18 protein-coding genes are annotated in these 17,438 nt (G+C 61.4%); 13 read left to right on the top strand and 5 right to left on the bottom strand.

What is annotated here, in order from left to right; all coding sequences use genetic code 11:
• The first annotated feature begins 22 nt into the window (after window positions 1–22).
• From A7K61_RS08785 to A7K61_RS08760, 6 genes are all read left to right on the top strand, one after another.
• Complete coding sequence (locus A7K61_RS08785) at window positions 23–334, top strand: hypothetical protein (protein ID WP_044271326.1); 312 nt, start codon at window positions 23–25, stop codon at window positions 332–334.
• Window positions 335–413: 79 nt separating this feature from the next.
• A complete protein-coding gene (locus A7K61_RS08780; RefSeq protein ID WP_003187550.1) occupies window positions 414–728 on the top strand; it encodes a RebB family R body protein in 315 nt (104 codons plus the stop codon).
• A gap of 50 nt (window positions 729–778) precedes the next feature.
• Window positions 779–1,093, top strand: coding sequence for a RebB family R body protein (locus A7K61_RS08775; RefSeq protein ID WP_003187551.1), 315 nt, complete (start codon window positions 779–781; stop codon window positions 1,091–1,093).
• A gap of 419 nt (window positions 1,094–1,512) precedes the next feature.
• Window positions 1,513–2,955: an NADP-dependent succinate-semialdehyde dehydrogenase gene (gene gabD / locus A7K61_RS08770; protein ID WP_003187552.1), complete on the top strand. Its 1,443-nt coding sequence runs from the start codon at window positions 1,513–1,515 to the stop codon at window positions 2,953–2,955.
• Between the two features lie 177 nt (window positions 2,956–3,132).
• Window positions 3,133–4,410 carry a 4-aminobutyrate--2-oxoglutarate transaminase gene (gabT, locus tag A7K61_RS08765; RefSeq protein ID WP_014716416.1) on the top strand — a complete coding sequence of 426 codons (1,278 nt, stop codon included), beginning with the start codon at window positions 3,133–3,135 and terminating at the stop codon, window positions 4,408–4,410.
• 214 nt (window positions 4,411–4,624) lie between these two features.
• The gene (locus tag A7K61_RS08760) at window positions 4,625–5,827 is read left to right on the top strand and encodes an HDOD domain-containing protein (protein WP_003187555.1); all 1,203 of its coding nucleotides are present in this window, start codon (window positions 4,625–4,627) and stop codon (window positions 5,825–5,827) included.
• A gap of 99 nt (window positions 5,828–5,926) precedes the next feature.
• Here A7K61_RS08760 and A7K61_RS08755 read toward each other — a convergent pair whose 3' ends face one another.
• Complete coding sequence (locus A7K61_RS08755; protein ID WP_034134599.1) at window positions 5,927–6,928, bottom strand: sensor domain-containing diguanylate cyclase; 1,002 nt, start codon at window positions 6,926–6,928, stop codon at window positions 5,927–5,929.
• Window positions 6,929–7,115: 187 nt separating this feature from the next.
• A complete protein-coding gene (gene desA, locus A7K61_RS08750) occupies window positions 7,116–8,300 on the bottom strand; it encodes a delta-9 fatty acid desaturase DesA (protein WP_032894197.1) in 1,185 nt (394 codons plus the stop codon).
• A gap of 166 nt (window positions 8,301–8,466) precedes the next feature.
• Here desA and dibA point away from each other — a divergent pair, with 166 nt between their 5' ends.
• The 6 genes from dibA (at window position 8,467) to A7K61_RS08720 (ending at window position 14,876) form a co-directional block, all read left to right on the top strand.
• A complete protein-coding gene (dibA, locus tag A7K61_RS08745) occupies window positions 8,467–10,383 on the top strand; it encodes a phosphodiesterase DibA (protein ID WP_069557422.1) in 1,917 nt (638 codons plus the stop codon).
• A gap of 296 nt (window positions 10,384–10,679) precedes the next feature.
• Window positions 10,680–10,862, top strand: a complete 183-nt coding sequence (gene oscA / locus A7K61_RS08740; RefSeq protein WP_010565387.1) for a sulfur starvation response protein OscA — start codon at window positions 10,680–10,682, stop codon at window positions 10,860–10,862.
• A 148-nt stretch (window positions 10,863–11,010) separates the two neighbouring features.
• Window positions 11,011–12,021, top strand: a complete 1,011-nt coding sequence (locus A7K61_RS08735) for a sulfate ABC transporter substrate-binding protein (RefSeq protein ID WP_003187562.1) — start codon at window positions 11,011–11,013, stop codon at window positions 12,019–12,021.
• Window positions 12,022–12,199: 178 nt separating this feature from the next.
• Entirely contained in the window at window positions 12,200–13,018 is an 819-nt protein-coding gene (gene cysT / locus A7K61_RS08730; protein ID WP_032894195.1) for a sulfate ABC transporter permease subunit CysT, read from the top strand.
• A gap of 13 nt (window positions 13,019–13,031) precedes the next feature.
• Window positions 13,032–13,904 carry a sulfate ABC transporter permease subunit CysW gene (gene cysW / locus A7K61_RS08725; RefSeq protein WP_044271338.1) on the top strand — a complete coding sequence of 291 codons (873 nt, stop codon included), beginning with the start codon at window positions 13,032–13,034 and terminating at the stop codon, window positions 13,902–13,904.
• Window positions 13,905–13,907: 3 nt separating this feature from the next.
• The gene (locus A7K61_RS08720) at window positions 13,908–14,876 is read left to right on the top strand and encodes a sulfate/molybdate ABC transporter ATP-binding protein (RefSeq protein WP_032894194.1); all 969 of its coding nucleotides are present in this window, start codon (window positions 13,908–13,910) and stop codon (window positions 14,874–14,876) included.
• 107 nt (window positions 14,877–14,983) lie between these two features.
• Here the strand turns inward: A7K61_RS08720 and A7K61_RS08715 are convergent, their stop codons facing one another.
• Entirely contained in the window at window positions 14,984–15,511 is a 528-nt protein-coding gene (locus tag A7K61_RS08715) for a DUF962 domain-containing protein (RefSeq protein WP_069557421.1), read from the bottom strand.
• Between the two features lie 83 nt (window positions 15,512–15,594).
• On the opposite strand from A7K61_RS08715, the gene A7K61_RS08710 reads away from it, so the two are divergent.
• Window positions 15,595–16,281 (top strand): Crp/Fnr family transcriptional regulator, encoded by a 687-nt coding sequence (locus tag A7K61_RS08710; protein ID WP_069557420.1) that lies wholly within the window; start codon window positions 15,595–15,597, stop codon window positions 16,279–16,281.
• On the opposite strand, the gene uraH is transcribed toward A7K61_RS08710, so the two are convergent.
• Entirely contained in the window at window positions 16,276–16,686 is a 411-nt protein-coding gene (uraH, locus tag A7K61_RS08705; protein ID WP_069557419.1) for a hydroxyisourate hydrolase, read from the bottom strand. The genes A7K61_RS08710 and uraH overlap by 6 nt on opposite strands.
• A 27-nt stretch (window positions 16,687–16,713) precedes the next feature.
• Window positions 16,714–17,187 (bottom strand): heme-binding protein, encoded by a 474-nt coding sequence (locus A7K61_RS08700; protein WP_044271345.1) that lies wholly within the window; start codon window positions 17,185–17,187, stop codon window positions 16,714–16,716.
• Between the last annotated feature and the right edge of the window lie 251 nt (window positions 17,188–17,438).

Here is a 17,438-nt window from a genome sequence, read left to right as displayed (position 1 = left end):
GGCAGCCCCTAAGGAGGTCGCTATGCAACCCTCGGTCCTGTCCACCGACGACCGCCAACGGCTCGAAGCAATGCTGCGCAACCCGCAGGTATTCACCGGAACGCCCCAGGCCATCGTCGACGAAACCCTCAAGCGCGCCACCCAGGTGCTTGAGCAATCGAAGGCCAACGAACAAGCGCTCAAGACCGCTGCCCAGCAACGTGAAGCGGCCCTGCGACAGGTGTTGGACGGCGCAGCTCCCGACCAGGACGCGCAACGCAAGGAAGTGCAGGCACTGATCCAAGGGTTGATCGCCCAGATTGAAGCGGCGTTGGGTCCCGCAGCGAAACCCTAAACCAGGTTTCACAGCGCCTGTTTCGCAACGTTCATTGATGAACACGGAATGCACCGTGTACTAAATAAGGAAATTGATCATGCCATTAGTCAACGAGCAAATTACCGACGCGGTCACCCAGACCAACGTCAAAGTGGTGGCCGAATCGCCTGCGATGGCGATGAGCACTATCTATCAATCTATGGCGCAGGCCACGGCGATTCTGTTCCAGAACGCGGTGTCGGCCCAGCAGCAGCAAAACACCCTGGCCCAGGCGGCCACCAACCAGGGCGTGATGCAGATCTACAGCGTCGATACCACCGCAGGTGCGGCGGCCACCGAGAAAGTCGCCCAGGGCGGCGTGTCGGATAACCTCACCAGCCTGTTGACCGTGCTCAAGTCGTTTCAGCCTTAAGCACTGAGCAATAACGGATGTTGTTCTTTCTCAACCCAGGAGTTTCCACCATGAGTACAGTCAGCCCGCAAATCACCGATGCCGTCACCCAGACCAACGTCAAGGTGGTTGCCGAATCACCCGCAATGGCCATGAGCACCATCTACCAATCCATGGGCCAGGCCACGGCGATTCTGTTCCAGAACTCGGTCTCGGCCCAACAGCAACAAAACACCCTGGCCCAAGCCGCCACCAACCAGGGCGTGATGCAGATCTACAGCGTCGACACCACCGCTGGCGCCGCCGCCACCGAAAAAGTCGCCCAGGGCGGCGTGGCCGACAACTTGACCAGCCTGCTGGCCGTGCTCAAGTCGTTCCAACCTTAAGCTGCAAAGCCCCCAACAGCCCCGGCGCCCACAAGGCTCCGGGGCTGTTGCCGTGTGTGCGTTTGATCCGAAAGATGAGCCCGATGCGCCATAATCGTTCTTTTTTTCGAACAGACTATTGCCCTGCACCCCCATTGATCCTAGGATTCGTTTGAGATTTCAAACGCTCTGTCTCCCGTGCGCTTTTCACCTATCCTGGCGTGCTGGACTGATTTCCCTGACGGCAGCCCAGGTTGATGTCGTGTAGGAGCGAGCTTGCTCGCGAAAATCGTTAACGATGACGTCGCGCTTCTGGTTTTACGCGGCGCCTTTGAATTTTTCGCCAGCAAGCTCGCTCCTACAAAGACATCGCCCACAAGGCGCCTTTCAACAACTCTAATTCGCTCCGCGTGCGCGCGGTGCTGTTAAGGAAAGCCGACATGCAGCTTAAAGACACCCAGTTGTTCCGCCAGCAAGCCTTCATTGATGGCGCTTGGGTCGATGCGGACAATGGTCAAACCATCAAGGTCAACAACCCAGCCACGGGCGAGATTCTCGGCACCGTGCCGAAGATGGGCGCCGCGGAAACCCGCCGCGCCATCGAAGCCGCCGACAAGGCCCTGCCAGCCTGGCGCGCACTCACCGCCAAGGAGCGCGCCAACAAGCTGCGCCGCTGGTTTGAGCTACTGATCGAAAACCAGGACGACCTCGGCCGCCTGATGACCCTCGAACAAGGCAAGCCGCTGGCCGAAGCCAAGGGCGAAATCGTCTACGCCGCGTCCTTTATCGAGTGGTTCGCCGAAGAAGCCAAGCGCATCTACGGTGACGTGATCCCCGGCCACCAGCCCGACAAGCGCCTGATCGTGATCAAGCAGCCTATCGGCGTGACCGCAGCCATCACCCCGTGGAACTTCCCTGCGGCGATGATCACCCGCAAAGCCGGCCCGGCCCTGGCCGCCGGTTGCACCATGGTGATCAAGCCCGCCTCGCAAACTCCGTTCTCGGCCCTGGCCCTGGTTGAGCTGGCGCACCGCGCCGGTATCCCCAAAGGCGTGCTCAGCGTAGTCACCGGCAGCGCTGGCGACATCGGTGGCGAGCTGACCAGCAACCCCATCGTGCGTAAATTGTCCTTCACCGGCTCGACCGAAATTGGTCGCCAGCTGATGGCCGAATGCGCCAAGGACATCAAGAAAGTTTCCCTGGAGCTGGGCGGTAACGCGCCGTTCATCGTGTTCGACGACGCCGACCTGGATAAGGCCGTCGAAGGCGCGATCATCTCCAAGTACCGTAACAACGGCCAGACCTGCGTCTGCGCCAACCGCCTGTACATTCAGGATTCGGTGTACGACGCCTTCGCTGAAAAGCTCAAGGTAGCGGTGACCAAACTGAAGATCGGTAACGGCCTGGAAGACGGCACCACCACCGGCCCGCTGATCGACGAAAAAGCCGTGGCCAAGGTGCAGGAACATATCGCTGATGCCCTGAGCAAAGGCGCCAAGCTGTTGGCCGGTGGCAAGGTGATGGAAGGCAACTTCTTCGAACCGACCATCCTGGTCGACGTGCCGAAAAACGCCGCCGTCGCCAAGGAAGAAACCTTCGGCCCGCTGGCGCCGCTGTTCCGCTTCAAAGACGAAGCCGAAGTGATCGCCATGTCCAACGACACCGAGTTCGGCCTGGCTTCCTACTTCTACGCCCGCGACCTGGGCCGTGTGTTCCGTGTGGCCGAGGCCCTAGAATACGGTATGGTCGGCGTCAACACCGGGTTGATCTCCAACGAAGTGGCGCCGTTCGGCGGCATCAAGGCCTCGGGCCTGGGCCGTGAAGGCTCCAAGTACGGGATCGAGGACTACCTGGAAATCAAATACCTCTGCCTGGGCATCTAAGGCACGGGATTGCAGTAAACGCAGAGGGCACGAGAGCGCTGCCCCTTTGCGTGTTTCACATGGTTATTCGCAGTGGCCGGGAAAGCTGTGGCAGTCGATCATCGCATGCTGCCGTAGTTGCCTCCCCGCCACCTATCCTTGAGCCACGCCGCCCGATGAGCGGCGAATGAGGACTTTATGAGCAAGACCAACGCATCCCTGATGAAACGCCGCGAAGCCGCTGTACCGCGCGGTGTTGGCCAGATTCACCCGATCTTCGCCGACTCCGCGAAGAACGCCACCGTGACCGACGTTGAAGGTCGCGAGTTCATCGACTTCGCCGGTGGTATCGCCGTGCTGAACACCGGCCACGTGCACCCCAAAATCATCGCGGCCGTGACCGAGCAACTCAACAAGCTGACCCACACCTGCTTCCAGGTATTGGCCTACGAGCCCTACGTAGAAGTGTGCGAGAAAGTCGCCGCCAAGGTGCCAGGTGATTTCGCCAAGAAAACCCTGCTGGTCACCACCGGTTCCGAAGCGGTAGAAAACGCCGTGAAAATCGCCCGCGCCGCCACGGGCCGTGCCGGTGTGATCGCCTTCACCGGTGCTTACCACGGCCGTACCATGATGACCCTGGGCCTCACCGGTAAGGTGGTGCCTTACTCGGCCGGCATGGGCCTGATGCCAGGTGGCGTGTTCCGTGCGCTGTACCCTAACGAACTGCACGGTGTGAGCGTCGACGACTCCATCGCCAGCATCGAGCGCATTTTCAAGAACGATGCCGAGCCGCGTGATATCGCCGCCATCATCATCGAGCCGGTGCAGGGCGAAGGCGGTTTCTACGTCGCGCCAAAAGCCTTCATGAAGCGCCTGCGCGAACTGTGCGACAAGCACGGTATCCTGCTGATTGCCGACGAAGTGCAAACCGGTGCCGGGCGTACCGGTACCTTCTTCGCCATGGAACAGATGGGCGTTGCCGCCGACCTGACCACCTTCGCCAAATCCATCGCCGGCGGCTTCCCGCTGGCCGGTGTGTGCGGCAAGGCCGAATACATGGATGCCATCGCCCCGGGTGGCCTGGGCGGCACCTATGCCGGTAGCCCGATCGCCTGCGCCGCGGCCCTGGCCGTGATGGAAGTGTTCGAAGAAGAACACCTGCTGGACCGCTGCAAGGCCGTGGGCGAGCGCCTGGTGACTGGCCTCAAGGCTATCCAGGCCAAGTACCCGGTGATCGGCGAAGTGCGTGCCTTGGGCGCGATGATCGCGGTCGAGCTGTTCGAAGACGGCGATACCCACAAGCCAAACGCTGCCGCTGTTGCCTCCGTGGTGGCCAAGGCGCGTGACAAGGGCCTGATCCTGCTGTCCTGCGGTACCTACGGCAACGTATTGCGCGTACTGGTGCCCCTGACCTCGCCGGACGAGCAGTTGGACAAAGGCCTGGCGATCATCGAAGAGTGCTTCTCCGAACTCTGACACGCCCCTGTAGGAGCGAGCTTGCTCGCGAAAAAAACCCAGGCACCGCGTTTCAAAGGCTGCCCGCGTTTTCGTTGACGACCTTTGCGAGCAAGCTCGCTCCTACAAAAAGAAAAAGCAAAAAAACCGCTTCGGCGGTTTTTTTGTGCCTGCTTCATTGTACGCACGCGCCTGCATTGTCTAAGGTGCAAGCATTGCCGATGGAGCGTGCTGGATGACTGCTGTTGATTTACCCGCTGTACCCCGAGTGTTAATCGCCGAAGCAGACCCTTGGTCGCGGGACCTGCTCAAGCAAGTGCTGCTGAATGTGCGCTGTGACGCACGGCTGGATGTGTGCGCCGATGGGCAGCACGCCGCCACGCTGTTGGGCGAAAAAACCTATGACCTGATCCTCGCGGATTGGGAGCTGCCGGGCGTGGATGGCCTGAGCCTGCTGCGCAGCGTGCGCCAGAAGCGTCGCTCGCTGCCGTTTATCTTGCTGAGCAGTCGCAACGACAGCGCCAGCGTGCGCGAAGCCTTGCCCCTGGCGCCCACCGCCTACCTCACCCGCCCACTGAACATGGAAAGCCTGACCCAGCGCCTGCAAGACCTGCTGCTCAACGAAGGCGAAAGCGTGTACTGCGAGATCCCACCGCTGGCGCCGGGCATGACCCTGCCCGCCTTCCTGGAGCGGCGCCGTGAGGTCTGCGATGGGGCGCCACTGCGCGTGGATGTGAAAGCGGCCGTGCAACACAGCCTCGGCCCCGAAGGCCTGGACCTCAAGCAGTTGGAAGACCAGGTACACAGCGACCCGCAAATCACCGCCGTACTGATCGCCGCCGCCAACAGCGCCGGCTACCACGGCACGCCGGTGCAGACCCTGCCAGAAGCCCTGCATAAGTTGGTGCCCGGCCAGAGCATGAACCTCATCCTCGGCCTGGCGCTCAAGCACAACGTAGTGTTGGGTGACCCTGGGCTGGTGGCCTACGCCGAGCGGCACTGGCAACTGTCCCAGGACAGCGCCGACTACGCCCGGCGCCTGGCGCGCATGCTGGAGCTCGATCACGAGCGTTGCTACAGCGCCTGCATCCTGCACCGCTTGGGCGACCTGGCTTTGTTGCGCTGCCTGGAAGACTGGCGCCAGGGCGGCGGCGCCCTGGATGACCAAACCATCGGCGAATCCCTCGACGCCTTTGGCGCCGCCTACGGTTCGGCATTGCGCACACGTTGGCGCTTGCCGCTGGAGTTGCGGCAGTTGATCGCGGGGATCTATTCACTTGAAGGCGGGGTGTATTCGCGCGAAGCCCTGGTGGTGAACCTGGCGGTGCAAATGGCGCGGCTGACCGAGCACGAAGGGCTCGAAGAACTGGCAGGCAGCAAGACCGCACGGCTGCTCAAGGTCGGCCTGCCGGAACTCACCCGAGTACGCAAAACCTGAAACACACACCGAACAACTGTGGGAGCTGGCTTGCCTGCGATAGCGGTGTGTCAGTCAAGACGCCATCGCAGGCAAGCCAGCTCCCACAGTTGACCGGTGTTAACCGGCGATAACGCGGTTCTTGCCTTGGCGCTTGGCCTCGTACATCGCCGCATCCGCTCGCGCAAACAGGCCGTCGAGGGTGGAGTCATCTTCGCGCAGGCCGGCCAGGCCCTGGCTGACGGTCACGTTGAATTCATGCCCCTCATAGCTGAACACCAACGCCTGGATCTCCTTGCCCAACCGTTCGGCCACCTGCAGGGCCATCTCCGGTGGGCAACCCGGCAGCACAGCAGCAAATTCTTCGCCGCCAACGCGCCCGAACAGGTCGCCACGGCGCAATACCCCGCGACCGCTCTCGGCGATGCGCCGCAGCACCTGGTCGCCTTCCAGGTGGCCGTAGGTGTCGTTGATGTCTTTGAAGTCATCGATGTCCAGCAACAGGAACGCCAGCGGCGTGCCTTGCGCGCAGGCATTGTCGAACGCCTGGTTGGCGAGTTCGAAGAAGTGTCGGCGGTTGCTGCTTTGGGTCAGTACGTCGGTGGTGGCGAGGCGATGCAGTTCCAGCTCAAGTTGCTTCTTTTCGGTGATGTCTTCGGCGATGCCCACCACGATCAGCGCTTCACCGGGTACCACTTGCTGATTGATGTAGCACTTGTCGCTCAACCAGCGGATCTGCCCGTCAGCGGTGATGATGCGGTACTCGCGGTCCTCCACGGCGCCCTGTTCCAGCACGCGGGCCAGGCTGTGCTCGGCGTAGTCGAGGTCTTCGGGGTGGACGCTGTTGCGCCATTCACGGTGGTCGGCCAGCAGCAGGCCGGCGGAGCGGCCAAACAGGCGCTCGTAGGCCGGGCTCACATACAGCACGCGGCGTGTTTCCCAGTCGATGGCCCAGAGCACGGCGTTCACGCTGACCAGCAGGGAGCTGAGCAGTTGCTCGCGCTCACTCAGCCGCTCGACTTCACCTTGAGCATGCATAAGCGCCAACAGGGTCGCCGCCGCGGCCGGGCGCGGCGGCTCTGCGGTGGGCACATCGGGCAGGCTGGGCTTTTCGTGAACCATCGGTACAACTCTCTCTGGGCGCGCCGCAGGTGCAAAAGCGGTCACTACAAGGGGTCACCATGATGGCGAAGTGTTCTTTGAGAGAGGGGAATTGCGGTGAAGTTCCGTGAACGGCGTGGATTGACGGTGCCCGGAAAATGGCGCCAAAAAGCCAGTGCGTGGGAGGGCGAACCCTCCCACGGCGCCCTCACGCCGCTGTAGGACGCAGCGAGTAAGTCTTCAACTGGTGGGCAAAATCGCGCAGGGATTGGATGCCGCTGGCCTCGGCCTCATGCACCCATTCCTTGATCGCAGCCAGCATGTCGTGGCCGTTGGAACTGGTCTTGAGCCAGATCTGCTGCAGCGCCAGGCGCTTTTCGTAGATCACGGTCAGGGCATGGCTGTGTTCCAGCATGCTCTGGATGCGCAGGTGGTGGCGGTCTTCCAGCAAGCTGGTTTCCCGCGACAACAGGCGCTTGGCGCGATGGAACTGGTGGCGCACTGAATGATCGACTTTCTCCAGCTCCTGCTTGACCAGTGGGCCAATCACCAACTTGCGGTATTGGGCCATGATCTGGAAGCGGTTGTTGAGGATCGCCATGGCGGTGTCCATGTCCAGGCTGCCCTTGCCTTCCACGCGGTGGGCGATGGGCGCTACACGCTGCACCTTGGCCAGGCGCAGGAAGCTGAACACTTTGATCCAGGCCCAACCCAGGTCGAATTCCCACTTCTTCACCGACAGCTTCGCCGAGTTGGGGTAGGTGTGGTGGTTGTTGTGCAGCTCTTCGCCGCCGACGATGATGCCCCACGGCACCAGGTTGGTGGCGGCGTCACGGCATTCGAAGTTGCGATAGCCCACGGCATGCCCCAGGCCATTGATCACGCCGGCGGCCCAGAATGGGATCCACATCATCTGGATCGCCCAGATGGTGATACCGATGGTGCCGAACAGCAGCAGGTCGATCACGCCCATGAGCGCCACGCCCAACAGCGGGTAGCGCGTGTAGAGCTTGCGTTCGATCCAGTCGTCCGGGCAGTTCTTGCCGTAGATGCGCAGGGTCTCGGGGTTTTCCGCCTCGGCGCGGTACAGCTCGGCACCTTTGCGCAGCACGGTGGACAAGCCCTTGATCACCGGGCTGTGCGGGTCATCGACGGTTTCGCACTTGGCGTGGTGTTTGCGGTGGATGGCGGTCCACTCGCGGGTGTTCTGCGCCGTGGTCAGCCACAGCCAGAAGCGGAAGAAGTGTTTAAGGCCGGCATTGAGCTCGAGCGAGCGATGGGCCGAATAACGGTGCAGATAGACAGTGACCCCAATAATGGTCACGTGGGTCATCAACAGCGTGACTGCCACCAGTTGCCAGGCGGACAGATCAAGAAAACCGTTGTACCACATAGGCTGTATGGCCCTCAGATAAAGTAAAAAACAGCACCCGCATTATCACTTCCTTTGCAGATAAAACCAGTCACCGTTTCAGATAAGACTTACAAAGTGTTTCCTACTCTATAATCCGGATTCTTTGTAGGGCGATTCTGGTTATTTAGTAAGGATTACTAAGCATATGCTGTTTTCATACCGAGGTGCCCTACGTGCGGGGTTGGTATACCTGCTGGTTTCTATCGTTTGGCTCCAGCTCAGCAATTACCTATTAATCAACTTTATCGATGAACCCATGGAGCTGGGGCACTGGCTGCAGGCGCGTGGATACGTGGGGGTCAGCCTCAGCGCGTTGCTCATTTACTGGATAGGCCGGCGTTTTGCCCGCGCCCACGCGTTGCAACAACCCCTGAAAGAGAATCGCGAGCGCCTGCGCCAGGCCGCTGCGGTGTTCGATTGCACCCGCGAAGGGGTGCTGGTCACCGATACCCAGGGGCTGATCGTGCACGTCAACCGCGCGTTCATGGAGATCACCGGCTACCAGCGCCACGACGTGATGGGCCAGCGGCCAAGCCTGTTCAAGTCCGGGCGCCACTCGGCGCATTTCTACCAGCACATGTTCCAGGCCCTGGAAAGCACCGGCGAATGGAGCGGCGAAATCTGGAACCGACGTAAAAGCGGCGAGGTTTACCCCCAGTGGCAAACCATCCGCGTGATTCACGACGACCAGGGCAAGGTCAGCCACTACGTCGCGGTGTTCTCGGACATCAGCGCCATGAAGAACTCTGAGCACGAATTGGCGCACCTGGCCCATCACGACCCGCTCACCGACCTGCCCAACCGCCTGTTGTTTACCGATCGCGCCGAGCAGGCCCTGGCCTCTGCGCAGGTGCATAAGCGTGGCTGCGCCCTGCTGTTGATGGACCTGGACCACTTCAAGATCATCAACGACAGCCTGGGCCATAACGTCGGCGATCAATTGCTCAAGCTGGTGGCCGAACGCCTGAGCGGCCTGTTTGGGCCGGGGGTGACCCTGGCGCGCCTGGGGGGTGACGAATTTGCCGTGCTGGCCGAAAGCTGCCCGCAGGTGGTGCAAGCGGCGGCCTTGGCGCAGCGCATGCTCAACGCCATGAAGGAACCGTTCATTTTTGACGGCAACCAGCTGTTTATCAGCGCCAGTATCGGTATCAGCCTGTTCCCCAGTGACGCCTTGAGCGCCGAGCAACTGCTGCGCAACGCCGATTCCGCCTTGTTCAAGGCCAAGAGCGCCGGGCGCGAAGGTTACGCGTTGTATACCGAAGAGCTGACCGCCCATGCCCAACACCGAGTGGAAATCGCCGGTGAGCTGCGCCGCGCCCTCGATCAACATGAGCTGCGCGTGTATTACCAGCCGGTGCACGACCTGCACGACAGCCGTTTGGTCGGCGTTGAAGCACTGGTGCGCTGGCAGCACCCGGAACGCGGCCTGGTCCCGCCGGGCGAGTTCATCCCCATCGCCGAGCGCACCGGGCTGATTGCCGACATCGATGCATGGGTGATGGACCAGGCCTGCCGCCAGATGTGCCAGTGGCTGGCCGACGGCGCGCCGCTGAGCTTTATCGCAATCAATGTCTCCAGCCGCCTGTTTGCCCGGCGCGAACTGTATGAGCAAGTGGCCCAAGTGCTGCACGCCACGGGGCTGGATCCGGCCTTCCTGGAGCTGGAAGTCACCGAGAGCGCCGTGATGGACGACCCTGAAGTCGCCCTGGAGCAACTGCACCGCTTGCGCGAACTGGGCCTGCGCCTGGCCATCGACGACTTTGGCACCGGTTATTCCTCGTTGCTGCGCCTCAAACGCCTGCCGGTGCAGAAGCTCAAGATCGACCAGGGCTTTGTGGCGGGCTTGCCATGGGACGAAGACGACGCGGCGATTGTGCGCGTGGTGATCGCCCTGGCCAAAAGCATGGGCATGCAGGTACACGCCGAAGGCATCGAGCAGGTGGAACAGGCGCGGTTCCTGCTGGACCAGGAATGCGACATGGGGCAGGGGTATTGGTTTGGGCGGCCCATGCCGGCCCAGGAGATTGATTGGACGCGGGCCCCTCTGATCCGCCAAGACTGACTCGGTCAATGTGGGAGCCGAGCTTGCCCGCGAAGGCGGTGTGTCAGTCACTGCAGGTGTTACTGCACCACCGCTTTCGCAGGCAAGCCAGCTCCCACAGAGGTTCTGCGGCGCCTGTGTGTGTGCGTTTTTTCTGCCGAAAGCCTTGCAACCCCATGCCCTATCAGAAAATTCTTTCTGGTTATATAAACATTCTTAAATAGTATTTTTAAGAATATCCGCGCTTATCTACTATCGCCCTCACGCCGCAAGCAGTGCCGCCACTGCCAGGCACTACTCATTTCAGGAGCGAGACCATGAGCGCATCTCTACGTAGCGTTGACGGCCAGGACGAAGCAGCCATTTTGCGTGAAATCCAGAGCGCCCTGCGCGACCTGCGGTTTGGCGCGGTGGAAATCACCGTGCACAACGCCCAAGTGGTACAGATCGAACGCAAGGAAAAATTCCGTCTGCAGAACCCGGGTAACAAACCCGCCTAAGAACACGTCACCAGTAGGAGCGAGCTTGCTCGCGAAAAACGCCAACGATAACGCAGCGCATCAGTTTTAACGCGGTGCTCTTGGGTTTTTCGCGAGCAAGCTCGCTCCTACAGGGTTGCGCCAACATATAAGAATTTCAGGAGCTTCTATGTCGTCGATTCGCCGTTATGCCTTGGCCGCATTGGCCAGTGCCGTGTTTGCCGGTTCCGCCGTTGCCAAGGACTACGAGTTGCTCAACGTTTCGTACGACCCCACTCGTGAGCTGTACCAGGACTACAACGCTGAGTTCACCAGCTTCTGGAAGCAGTCCCACCCCGGCGACAACGTCAAGATCCAGCAGTCCCACGGTGGCTCGGGCAAACAAGGCCGGGCGGTGATCGATGGTCTGCGCGCCGACGTCGTCACCCTGGCCCTGGCCGGTGACATCGACGAAATCGCCAAGCTGGGCAAGACCCTGCCAGAGAACTGGCAGACCCGCCTGCCGGACGCCAGCACGCCGTACACCTCCACCATTGTGTTCCTGGTGCGCAAGGGCAACCCCAAAGGCATCAAGGACTGGGGCGACCTGATCAAGAAAGACGTGTCGGTGATCACGCCCAACCCGAAAACCTCCGGTGGTGCGCGCTGGAACTTCCTCGCCGCCTGGGCCTACGGCCTCAAGGCCGGCGGCAGTGAAGCCAAGGCCCAGGAATACGTCAAAGAGCTGTTCAAGCATGTCCCGATACTGGACACCGGCGCGCGCGGTTCTACCATTACCTTCGTCAACAATGGCCAGGGTGACGTGCTGCTGGCGTGGGAAAACGAGGCGTTCCTGGCCTTGAAGGAAGACGGCGGCGCCGACAAATTCGACATCGTCGTGCCGTCCCTGTCGATCCTGGCGGAACCGCCGGTGGCGGTGGTGGACAAGAACGCCGAGAAAAAGGGCAACACCGAGATCGCCACCGCGTACCTCAACCACCTGTACAGCCCGGCGGGCCAGGAGATTGCGGCGAAGAACTTCTACCGTCCACGGGATGAAAAAGTCGCCGCCAAATACGCCCAGCAGTTCCCGAAACTGGACCTGGTGACTATCGACAAAGACTTCGGCGGCTGGAAAACTGCCCAACCGAAATTCTTCAATGATGGTGGTGTGTTCGACCAGATCTACACGGCGCAATAACTACACCGATCACTGTAGGAGCGAGCTTGCTCGCGAAAAACTTCAAGGCACCGCGTGCAAACAGACTGCCCGCGTTATCGTTGACGATCTTCGCGAGCAAGCTCGCTCCTACAGGGGTCAGGAGAGCCCGCATTCATTTGCGGATTTTGCATATCCGTTCCGCTAACCAAGGACTCTTATGTCGCGTCGTATCTCCCCCGTCATACCCGGCTTCGGGCTGACGCTGGGCTACACCGTGGTGTACCTCAGCCTGATCGTACTCATCCCCCTGGCGGCGATGTTTGTACACGCCGCTCAACTCACCTGGGATCAGTTCTGGAACATCATTTCCGCACCTCGCGTATTGGCGGCCTTGAAGCTGAGCTTCAGCACTGCGCTGTACGCCGCGCTGATCAACGGTGTGATCGGCACGCTGCTCGCCTGGGTGCTGGTGCGCTACACCTTCCCCGGGCGCAAGGTCATTGATGCGATGATCGACCTGCCGTTCGCTCTGCCCACTGCCGTCGCCGGTATCGCGCTCACGGCGTTGTACGCACCCAATGGCCTGGTCGGCCAGTTTGCCACCGACCTGGGTTTCAAGATCGCCTACACCCCCCTGGGTATCACCCTGGCGCTGACCTTCGTCACGTTGCCTTTTGTGGTGCGCACCGTGCAGCCGGTACTGGCCGATATCCCCCGGGAAATCGAAGAGGCCGCCGCTTGCCTCGGCGCCAAGCCGTTGCAAGTGTTCCGCTACATCCTCGTGCCGGCATTGTTGCCCGCCTGGCTGACCGGCTTCGCCCTGGCGTTTGCCCGAGGCGTGGGTGAGTACGGTTCGGTGATCTTCATCGCCGGCAACATGCCGATGAAAACCGAGATCCTGCCACTGCTGATCATGGTCAAGCTCGACCAATACGACTACCGCGGCGCCACCTCCATTGGTGTGCTGATGCTGGTGGTGTCCTTTGTCTTGCTGCTGCTGATCAACTTGTTGCAGCGGCGCATCGAACGTCCATAAGGAGGCGCGGAACATGTCCCAATCGTCTATTTGCGCCGCGTCCTCGGCCAACGCCGCCCGCCGTGGCAGCGCGACCTCGCGACGCATCCTGATCGGCCTTGGCTGGCTGGTGTTCGTGCTGTTCCTGCTGCTGCCGTTGCTGGTGGTGGTGTCCCAGGGCTTGAAGAACGGCCTCGGGACGTTCTTCACCGCAATCCTTGAACCGGACGCGCTGTCGGCGCTGAAACTCACGGTGATCGCCGTGCTGATTTCGGTGCCGCTCAACCTGGTATTCGGCGTCAGCGCCGCCTGGTGCGTGAGCAAGTACTCGTTCCGTGGCAAGAGCATTCTGGTCACGCTGATCGACCTGCCGTTCTCGGTCTCGCCGGTGATCGCAGGCCTGGTGTACGTGCTGATGTTCGGCGCCCAGGGCTTCTTCGGGCCGTGGCTGCAAGACCATGACATCCAGATCGTGTTCGCCCTGCCGGGCATCGTGCTGGCGACCATCTTCGTCACCGTGCCGTTCGTGGCCCGTGAACTGATCCCGCTGATGCAGGAGCAGGGCACCCAGGAAGAAGAAGCCGCACGCCTGCTGGGCGCCAATGGCTGGCAGATGTTCTGGCATGTCACCGTGCCGAACATCAAGTGGGGCCTGATCTACGGCGTGGTGCTGTGTACCGCGCGGGCCATGGGTGAGTTCGGCGCGGTGTCGGTGGTGTCCGGCCACATTCGCGGCGTTACCAACACGCTGCCGCTGCATGTCGAGATTCTCTACAACGAATACAACCACGTTGCCGCGTTTGCGGTGGCCAGCCTGTTGCTGATCCTGGCGCTCTTCATCCTGCTGCTCAAGCAGTGGAGCGAGAACCGAATCAACCGCCTGCGCAACAGCGCGGGTGAGGAATAAGTCATGTCGATCGAAGTCCGTAATGTCAGCAAGAACTTCAACGCCTTCAAGGCCCTGGACAGCATCAACCTGGATATCCAGAGTGGCGAGCTGGTGGCGTTGCTGGGCCCGTCCGGCTGCGGCAAGACCACCTTGCTGCGCATCATTGCCGGCTTGGAAACCCCGGATGCCGGCAGCATCGTGTTCCATGGCGAAGACGTCTCCGGCCACGATGTGCGTGATCGCAACGTGGGCTTTGTGTTCCAGCACTACGCGCTGTTTCGCCACATGACTGTGTTCGATAACGTCGCCTTCGGCCTGCGCATGAAGCCGAAAAACCAACGCCCCAGCGAAAGCCAGATCGCGAGCAAGGTTCATGAGCTGCTGAACATGGTGCAGCTGGATTGGTTGTCCGACCGTTACCCCGAACAACTCTCCGGCGGCCAGCGCCAGCGTATCGCCCTGGCCCGCGCCCTGGCGGTGGAGCCCAAGGTGTTGCTGCTCGACGAACCCTTCGGCGCCCTCGACGCCAAGGTGCGTAAAGAACTGCGCCGCTGGCTGGCGCGCCTGCACGAGGATATCAACCTGACCTCGGTCTTCGTGACCCATGACCAGGAAGAGGCCATGGAAGTCGCCGACCGTATTGTGGTGATGAACAAGGGCGTGATCGAGCAGATCGGTTCACCGGGCGACGTCTACGAAAACCCGGCCAGTGACTTTGTTTATCACTTCCTGGGTGACTCCAACCGCCTGCATTTGGGCGAAGACAAGCACCTGCTGTTCCGCCCCCACGAAGTGTCGCTGTCGCGCCATGAGCTGGAGGATCACCATGCGGCGCAGGTGCGGGATATCCGGCCGTTGGGTGCCACGACGCGGGTTACGCTCAAGGTTGAAGGCCAAAGCGAACTGATCGAGGCCGAAGTGGTGAAAGACCACGACAGCCTCACCGGCCTGGCCCGTGGCGAGACCCTGTTCTTCAAACCCAAAACCTGAGCCCAACACAAAACCCTTGTGGGAGCGGGCTTGCTCGCGAATGCGCAGTGTCAGTTGATACATTCATCACTGACCCACCGCATTCGCGAGCAAGCCCGCTCCCACATTTAGACCTCGCTTGGCTTAAGATCGCGGCGAGCCACCGGCCCCGAACGCTCTTCAATCTGCCGCTTGAGCTCATGCCGCAACCCCAGCAAAAACGCCAACTCCGCCACCACAAACAACGGCCCCACGATCAGCCCCGACACATCGTCCACAAACGCAGGCTTCCTGCCTTCGTAGTAGTGCCCGACGAACTGAATCACCCAGCCCACCACAAACATGCCCACGCCGCTGCTCAGCCACACCGCCGTGCTTTGCGCCGCCAGCACATGCCCGGCCCACACCGACAAACCCATCAGCACCGTCATCAACACGCCCAGGGCCAGTTCCAGGCGCAGGTAAAACCACGCCGAAAACAGCGCCAACAGCACCGCAGGTGACAGCCACAGCCCGCCCACCGACCATTCGGGGCGCGACAGCAGCACGGCCACCGCCACCACAATCAACGGAATACCGATGAAGTGGCTGGCAATGTTGCGTGGGTCGCGGTGGTACGCGGCGTATTGACTGAGGTGGTCGACGAGGCTTTTCATTGTTGTTCCTCCTGTAGGATGTTTGATCATGCCCTGTCAGTCGGTGCCTAACTGTCAACTGGGCGACAATCTTCGGAGTTCGCATGGACACAGGGACATGGCACGCACAATTGGCTCGCGGTCAGTGGTTCAGCCATTTGCCACCTGACTTGCAGCGTAGCCTGCTGGCGGCGGCGCGGTTGCGTGTGCTGACGGCGGGGCAGTACCTGTTCAAGCGCGGTGACCCGCCGTGCGGCGTGTATGCGGTGCTGGAAGGCACGGTGCGCATCAGCGCGGTGAGTGCCCAAGGCAAGGAAGCGGTGCTGAGCCTGGTGGAAACGCCCTACTGGTTCGGCGAGATCTGCCTGTTCGACAACCTGCCGCGCACCCACGATGCCCTGGCCACCGGCGCATGCAAGTTGTTGCAGGTGCCGCAGGCGGCGATGCTCGGCATCCTCGAACAGCGTCCGCTGTTCTGGCGGGAGATGGCCCTGTTGATGAGCCATAAACTGCGGCTGTCGTTGATCACTATCGAACAGATAAGCCTGATGCCCGCCTCAGAGCGGCTGGCCCATCGGTTGCTGATGATTGCCCAAGGCTACGGCGAAGTGGAGCAGGCGCGCCGCGTGCTGCAGCTGCCCCAGGAGGATCTGGCGGCAATGCTGGGCCTGTCGCGCCAGACCATCAACAGTCTGCTCAAGGCGCTGGAGCAACAGGGCATTATCGGCTTGAGTTACGGCGCCATCGAGATACGCGACCTCAATGGGCTGCAGCTGGCCGCGGGCCTATGAACCGCGATAGGTGGAGAAGCCGTAAGGGCTGAGCAGCAGCGGGATGTGGTAGTGCTGGTCGGCCTGCTTGACCTGGAAAATCACCGGCACCTCGGGGAAGAACGTCTCGCGGTTAGCCTTCTTGTAGTAATCGCCGGTCTTGAACACCACGCGGTACTCGCCCGGCTGCATGCTGCGGTTGGCCGGGAACAGCTCGGCGATGCGGCCTTGCTGGTTGGTCACACCTTCAGACAGCGACTGCCATTTATCGCCCACGTGCTGTTCCAGGGTGACATTGACACCGGCGCTTGGCAGGCCATTTTCCAGGTTGAGTACGTGCACGCTCAGGGGGTTGCCGTCGGCCTGGGCCAGGTTGCACAGGCCACTCAGGCTCAGTGCGGCAAGGGTCATGCTCAAGGTTTTCATCGCGAAGTCCTTTTGAGGGAAGTGGAATCAAGGGGTGATTTTCAAGCCCAGTTGCTCGGCGGCCTGCACGGCGCAGGCTTCATCCTGCGCGGCGCCACCGGCACCGGCGATGCCTAGCGCACCGACCAGTTCGGCGTCGGCAAACAGCGGCACGCCGCCGCCGAGCAACAGCAGCTCGGGCAAGCTGTTGAGGTTGGCGGCCTCGGGGTTATTGCGCGCCCGTTCGGCAAACAGCCGGGTCGGGGTTTTTGTCGACAGCGCCGTGTACGCCTTGCGTTGGCTGGCGAGGCTGTTGTGCGGGCCGACACCGTCAGCGCGCAGGCCCAGCAACAGGTTGCCACCGCGGTCGAGGACGGTCAGCGCTGCGCTGCAGTGGGCCAGGCTGGCATCGGCCAGTTGGCGAGCGGTGTGCAAATCCAGCTCGGCGTGGCGGGGCAATTGTGGCGCCGCCTGGGCGGCGGTGGCCACGGCGAGGCTCAGGAACAAGGCAGTGCGGTACATAGTGAGGGCTCCAGAAAGCAGGCCGTCACGGTAACCAGCGGATGCGGACAAAAGCCGCACAATTGGATGACAGGTTTGTAATCAAACCCAGGGATGTGTGGTGGTTGTACCGGCCTCATCGCAGGTAAGCCCACACATGTGAACGCATTCCCCTGTGGGAGCGGGCTTGCCTGCGATGGCGACCTTTCAGCTGACGCCTATCTACCAGGCACCCCACAATCCAACTGTGGGAGCGGGCTTGCTCGCGAAAG

The organism is Pseudomonas sp. AP42, from assembly GCF_001728935.1.
In the GTDB taxonomy this organism is placed as follows: Bacteria; Pseudomonadota; Gammaproteobacteria; order Pseudomonadales; family Pseudomonadaceae; genus Aquipseudomonas; species Aquipseudomonas lactis.
The sequence above is the reverse complement of the archived record's forward strand: the minus strand, read 5'-3'. Positions and strand labels throughout refer to the sequence as shown.

Excerpts from the sequence above, each read along its gene's own strand:
- gabD (WP_003187552.1), top strand. The coding sequence starts at position 1,513 with ATGCAGCTTAAAGACACCCAGTTGTTCCGCCAGCAAGCCTTCATTGAT.
- A7K61_RS08780 (WP_003187550.1), top strand. The coding sequence starts at position 414 with ATGCCATTAGTCAACGAGCAAATTACCGACGCGGTCACCCAGACCAAC.
- dibA (WP_069557422.1), top strand. The coding sequence starts at position 8,467 with ATGCTGTTTTCATACCGAGGTGCCCTACGTGCGGGGTTGGTATACCTG.
- A7K61_RS08710 (WP_069557420.1), top strand. The coding sequence starts at position 15,595 with ATGGACACAGGGACATGGCACGCACAATTGGCTCGCGGTCAGTGGTTC.
- A7K61_RS08775 (WP_003187551.1), top strand. The coding sequence starts at position 779 with ATGAGTACAGTCAGCCCGCAAATCACCGATGCCGTCACCCAGACCAAC.
- A7K61_RS08720 (WP_032894194.1), top strand. The coding sequence starts at position 13,908 with ATGTCGATCGAAGTCCGTAATGTCAGCAAGAACTTCAACGCCTTCAAG.
- cysT (WP_032894195.1), top strand. The coding sequence starts at position 12,200 with ATGTCGCGTCGTATCTCCCCCGTCATACCCGGCTTCGGGCTGACGCTG.
- gabT (WP_014716416.1), top strand. The coding sequence starts at position 3,133 with ATGAGCAAGACCAACGCATCCCTGATGAAACGCCGCGAAGCCGCTGTA.
- A7K61_RS08735 (WP_003187562.1), top strand. The coding sequence starts at position 11,011 with ATGTCGTCGATTCGCCGTTATGCCTTGGCCGCATTGGCCAGTGCCGTG.
- A7K61_RS08700 (WP_044271345.1), bottom strand. The coding sequence starts at position 17,187 with ATGTACCGCACTGCCTTGTTCCTGAGCCTCGCCGTGGCCACCGCCGCC.
- A7K61_RS08760 (WP_003187555.1), top strand. The coding sequence starts at position 4,625 with ATGACTGCTGTTGATTTACCCGCTGTACCCCGAGTGTTAATCGCCGAA.
- uraH (WP_069557419.1), bottom strand. The coding sequence starts at position 16,686 with ATGAAAACCTTGAGCATGACCCTTGCCGCACTGAGCCTGAGTGGCCTG.
- cysW (WP_044271338.1), top strand. The coding sequence starts at position 13,032 with ATGTCCCAATCGTCTATTTGCGCCGCGTCCTCGGCCAACGCCGCCCGC.
- A7K61_RS08715 (WP_069557421.1), bottom strand. The coding sequence starts at position 15,511 with ATGAAAAGCCTCGTCGACCACCTCAGTCAATACGCCGCGTACCACCGC.
- oscA (WP_010565387.1), top strand. The coding sequence starts at position 10,680 with ATGAGCGCATCTCTACGTAGCGTTGACGGCCAGGACGAAGCAGCCATT.
- desA (WP_032894197.1), bottom strand. The coding sequence starts at position 8,300 with ATGTGGTACAACGGTTTTCTTGATCTGTCCGCCTGGCAACTGGTGGCA.
- A7K61_RS08755 (WP_034134599.1), bottom strand. The coding sequence starts at position 6,928 with ATGGTTCACGAAAAGCCCAGCCTGCCCGATGTGCCCACCGCAGAGCCG.
- A7K61_RS08785 (WP_044271326.1), top strand. The coding sequence starts at position 23 with ATGCAACCCTCGGTCCTGTCCACCGACGACCGCCAACGGCTCGAAGCA.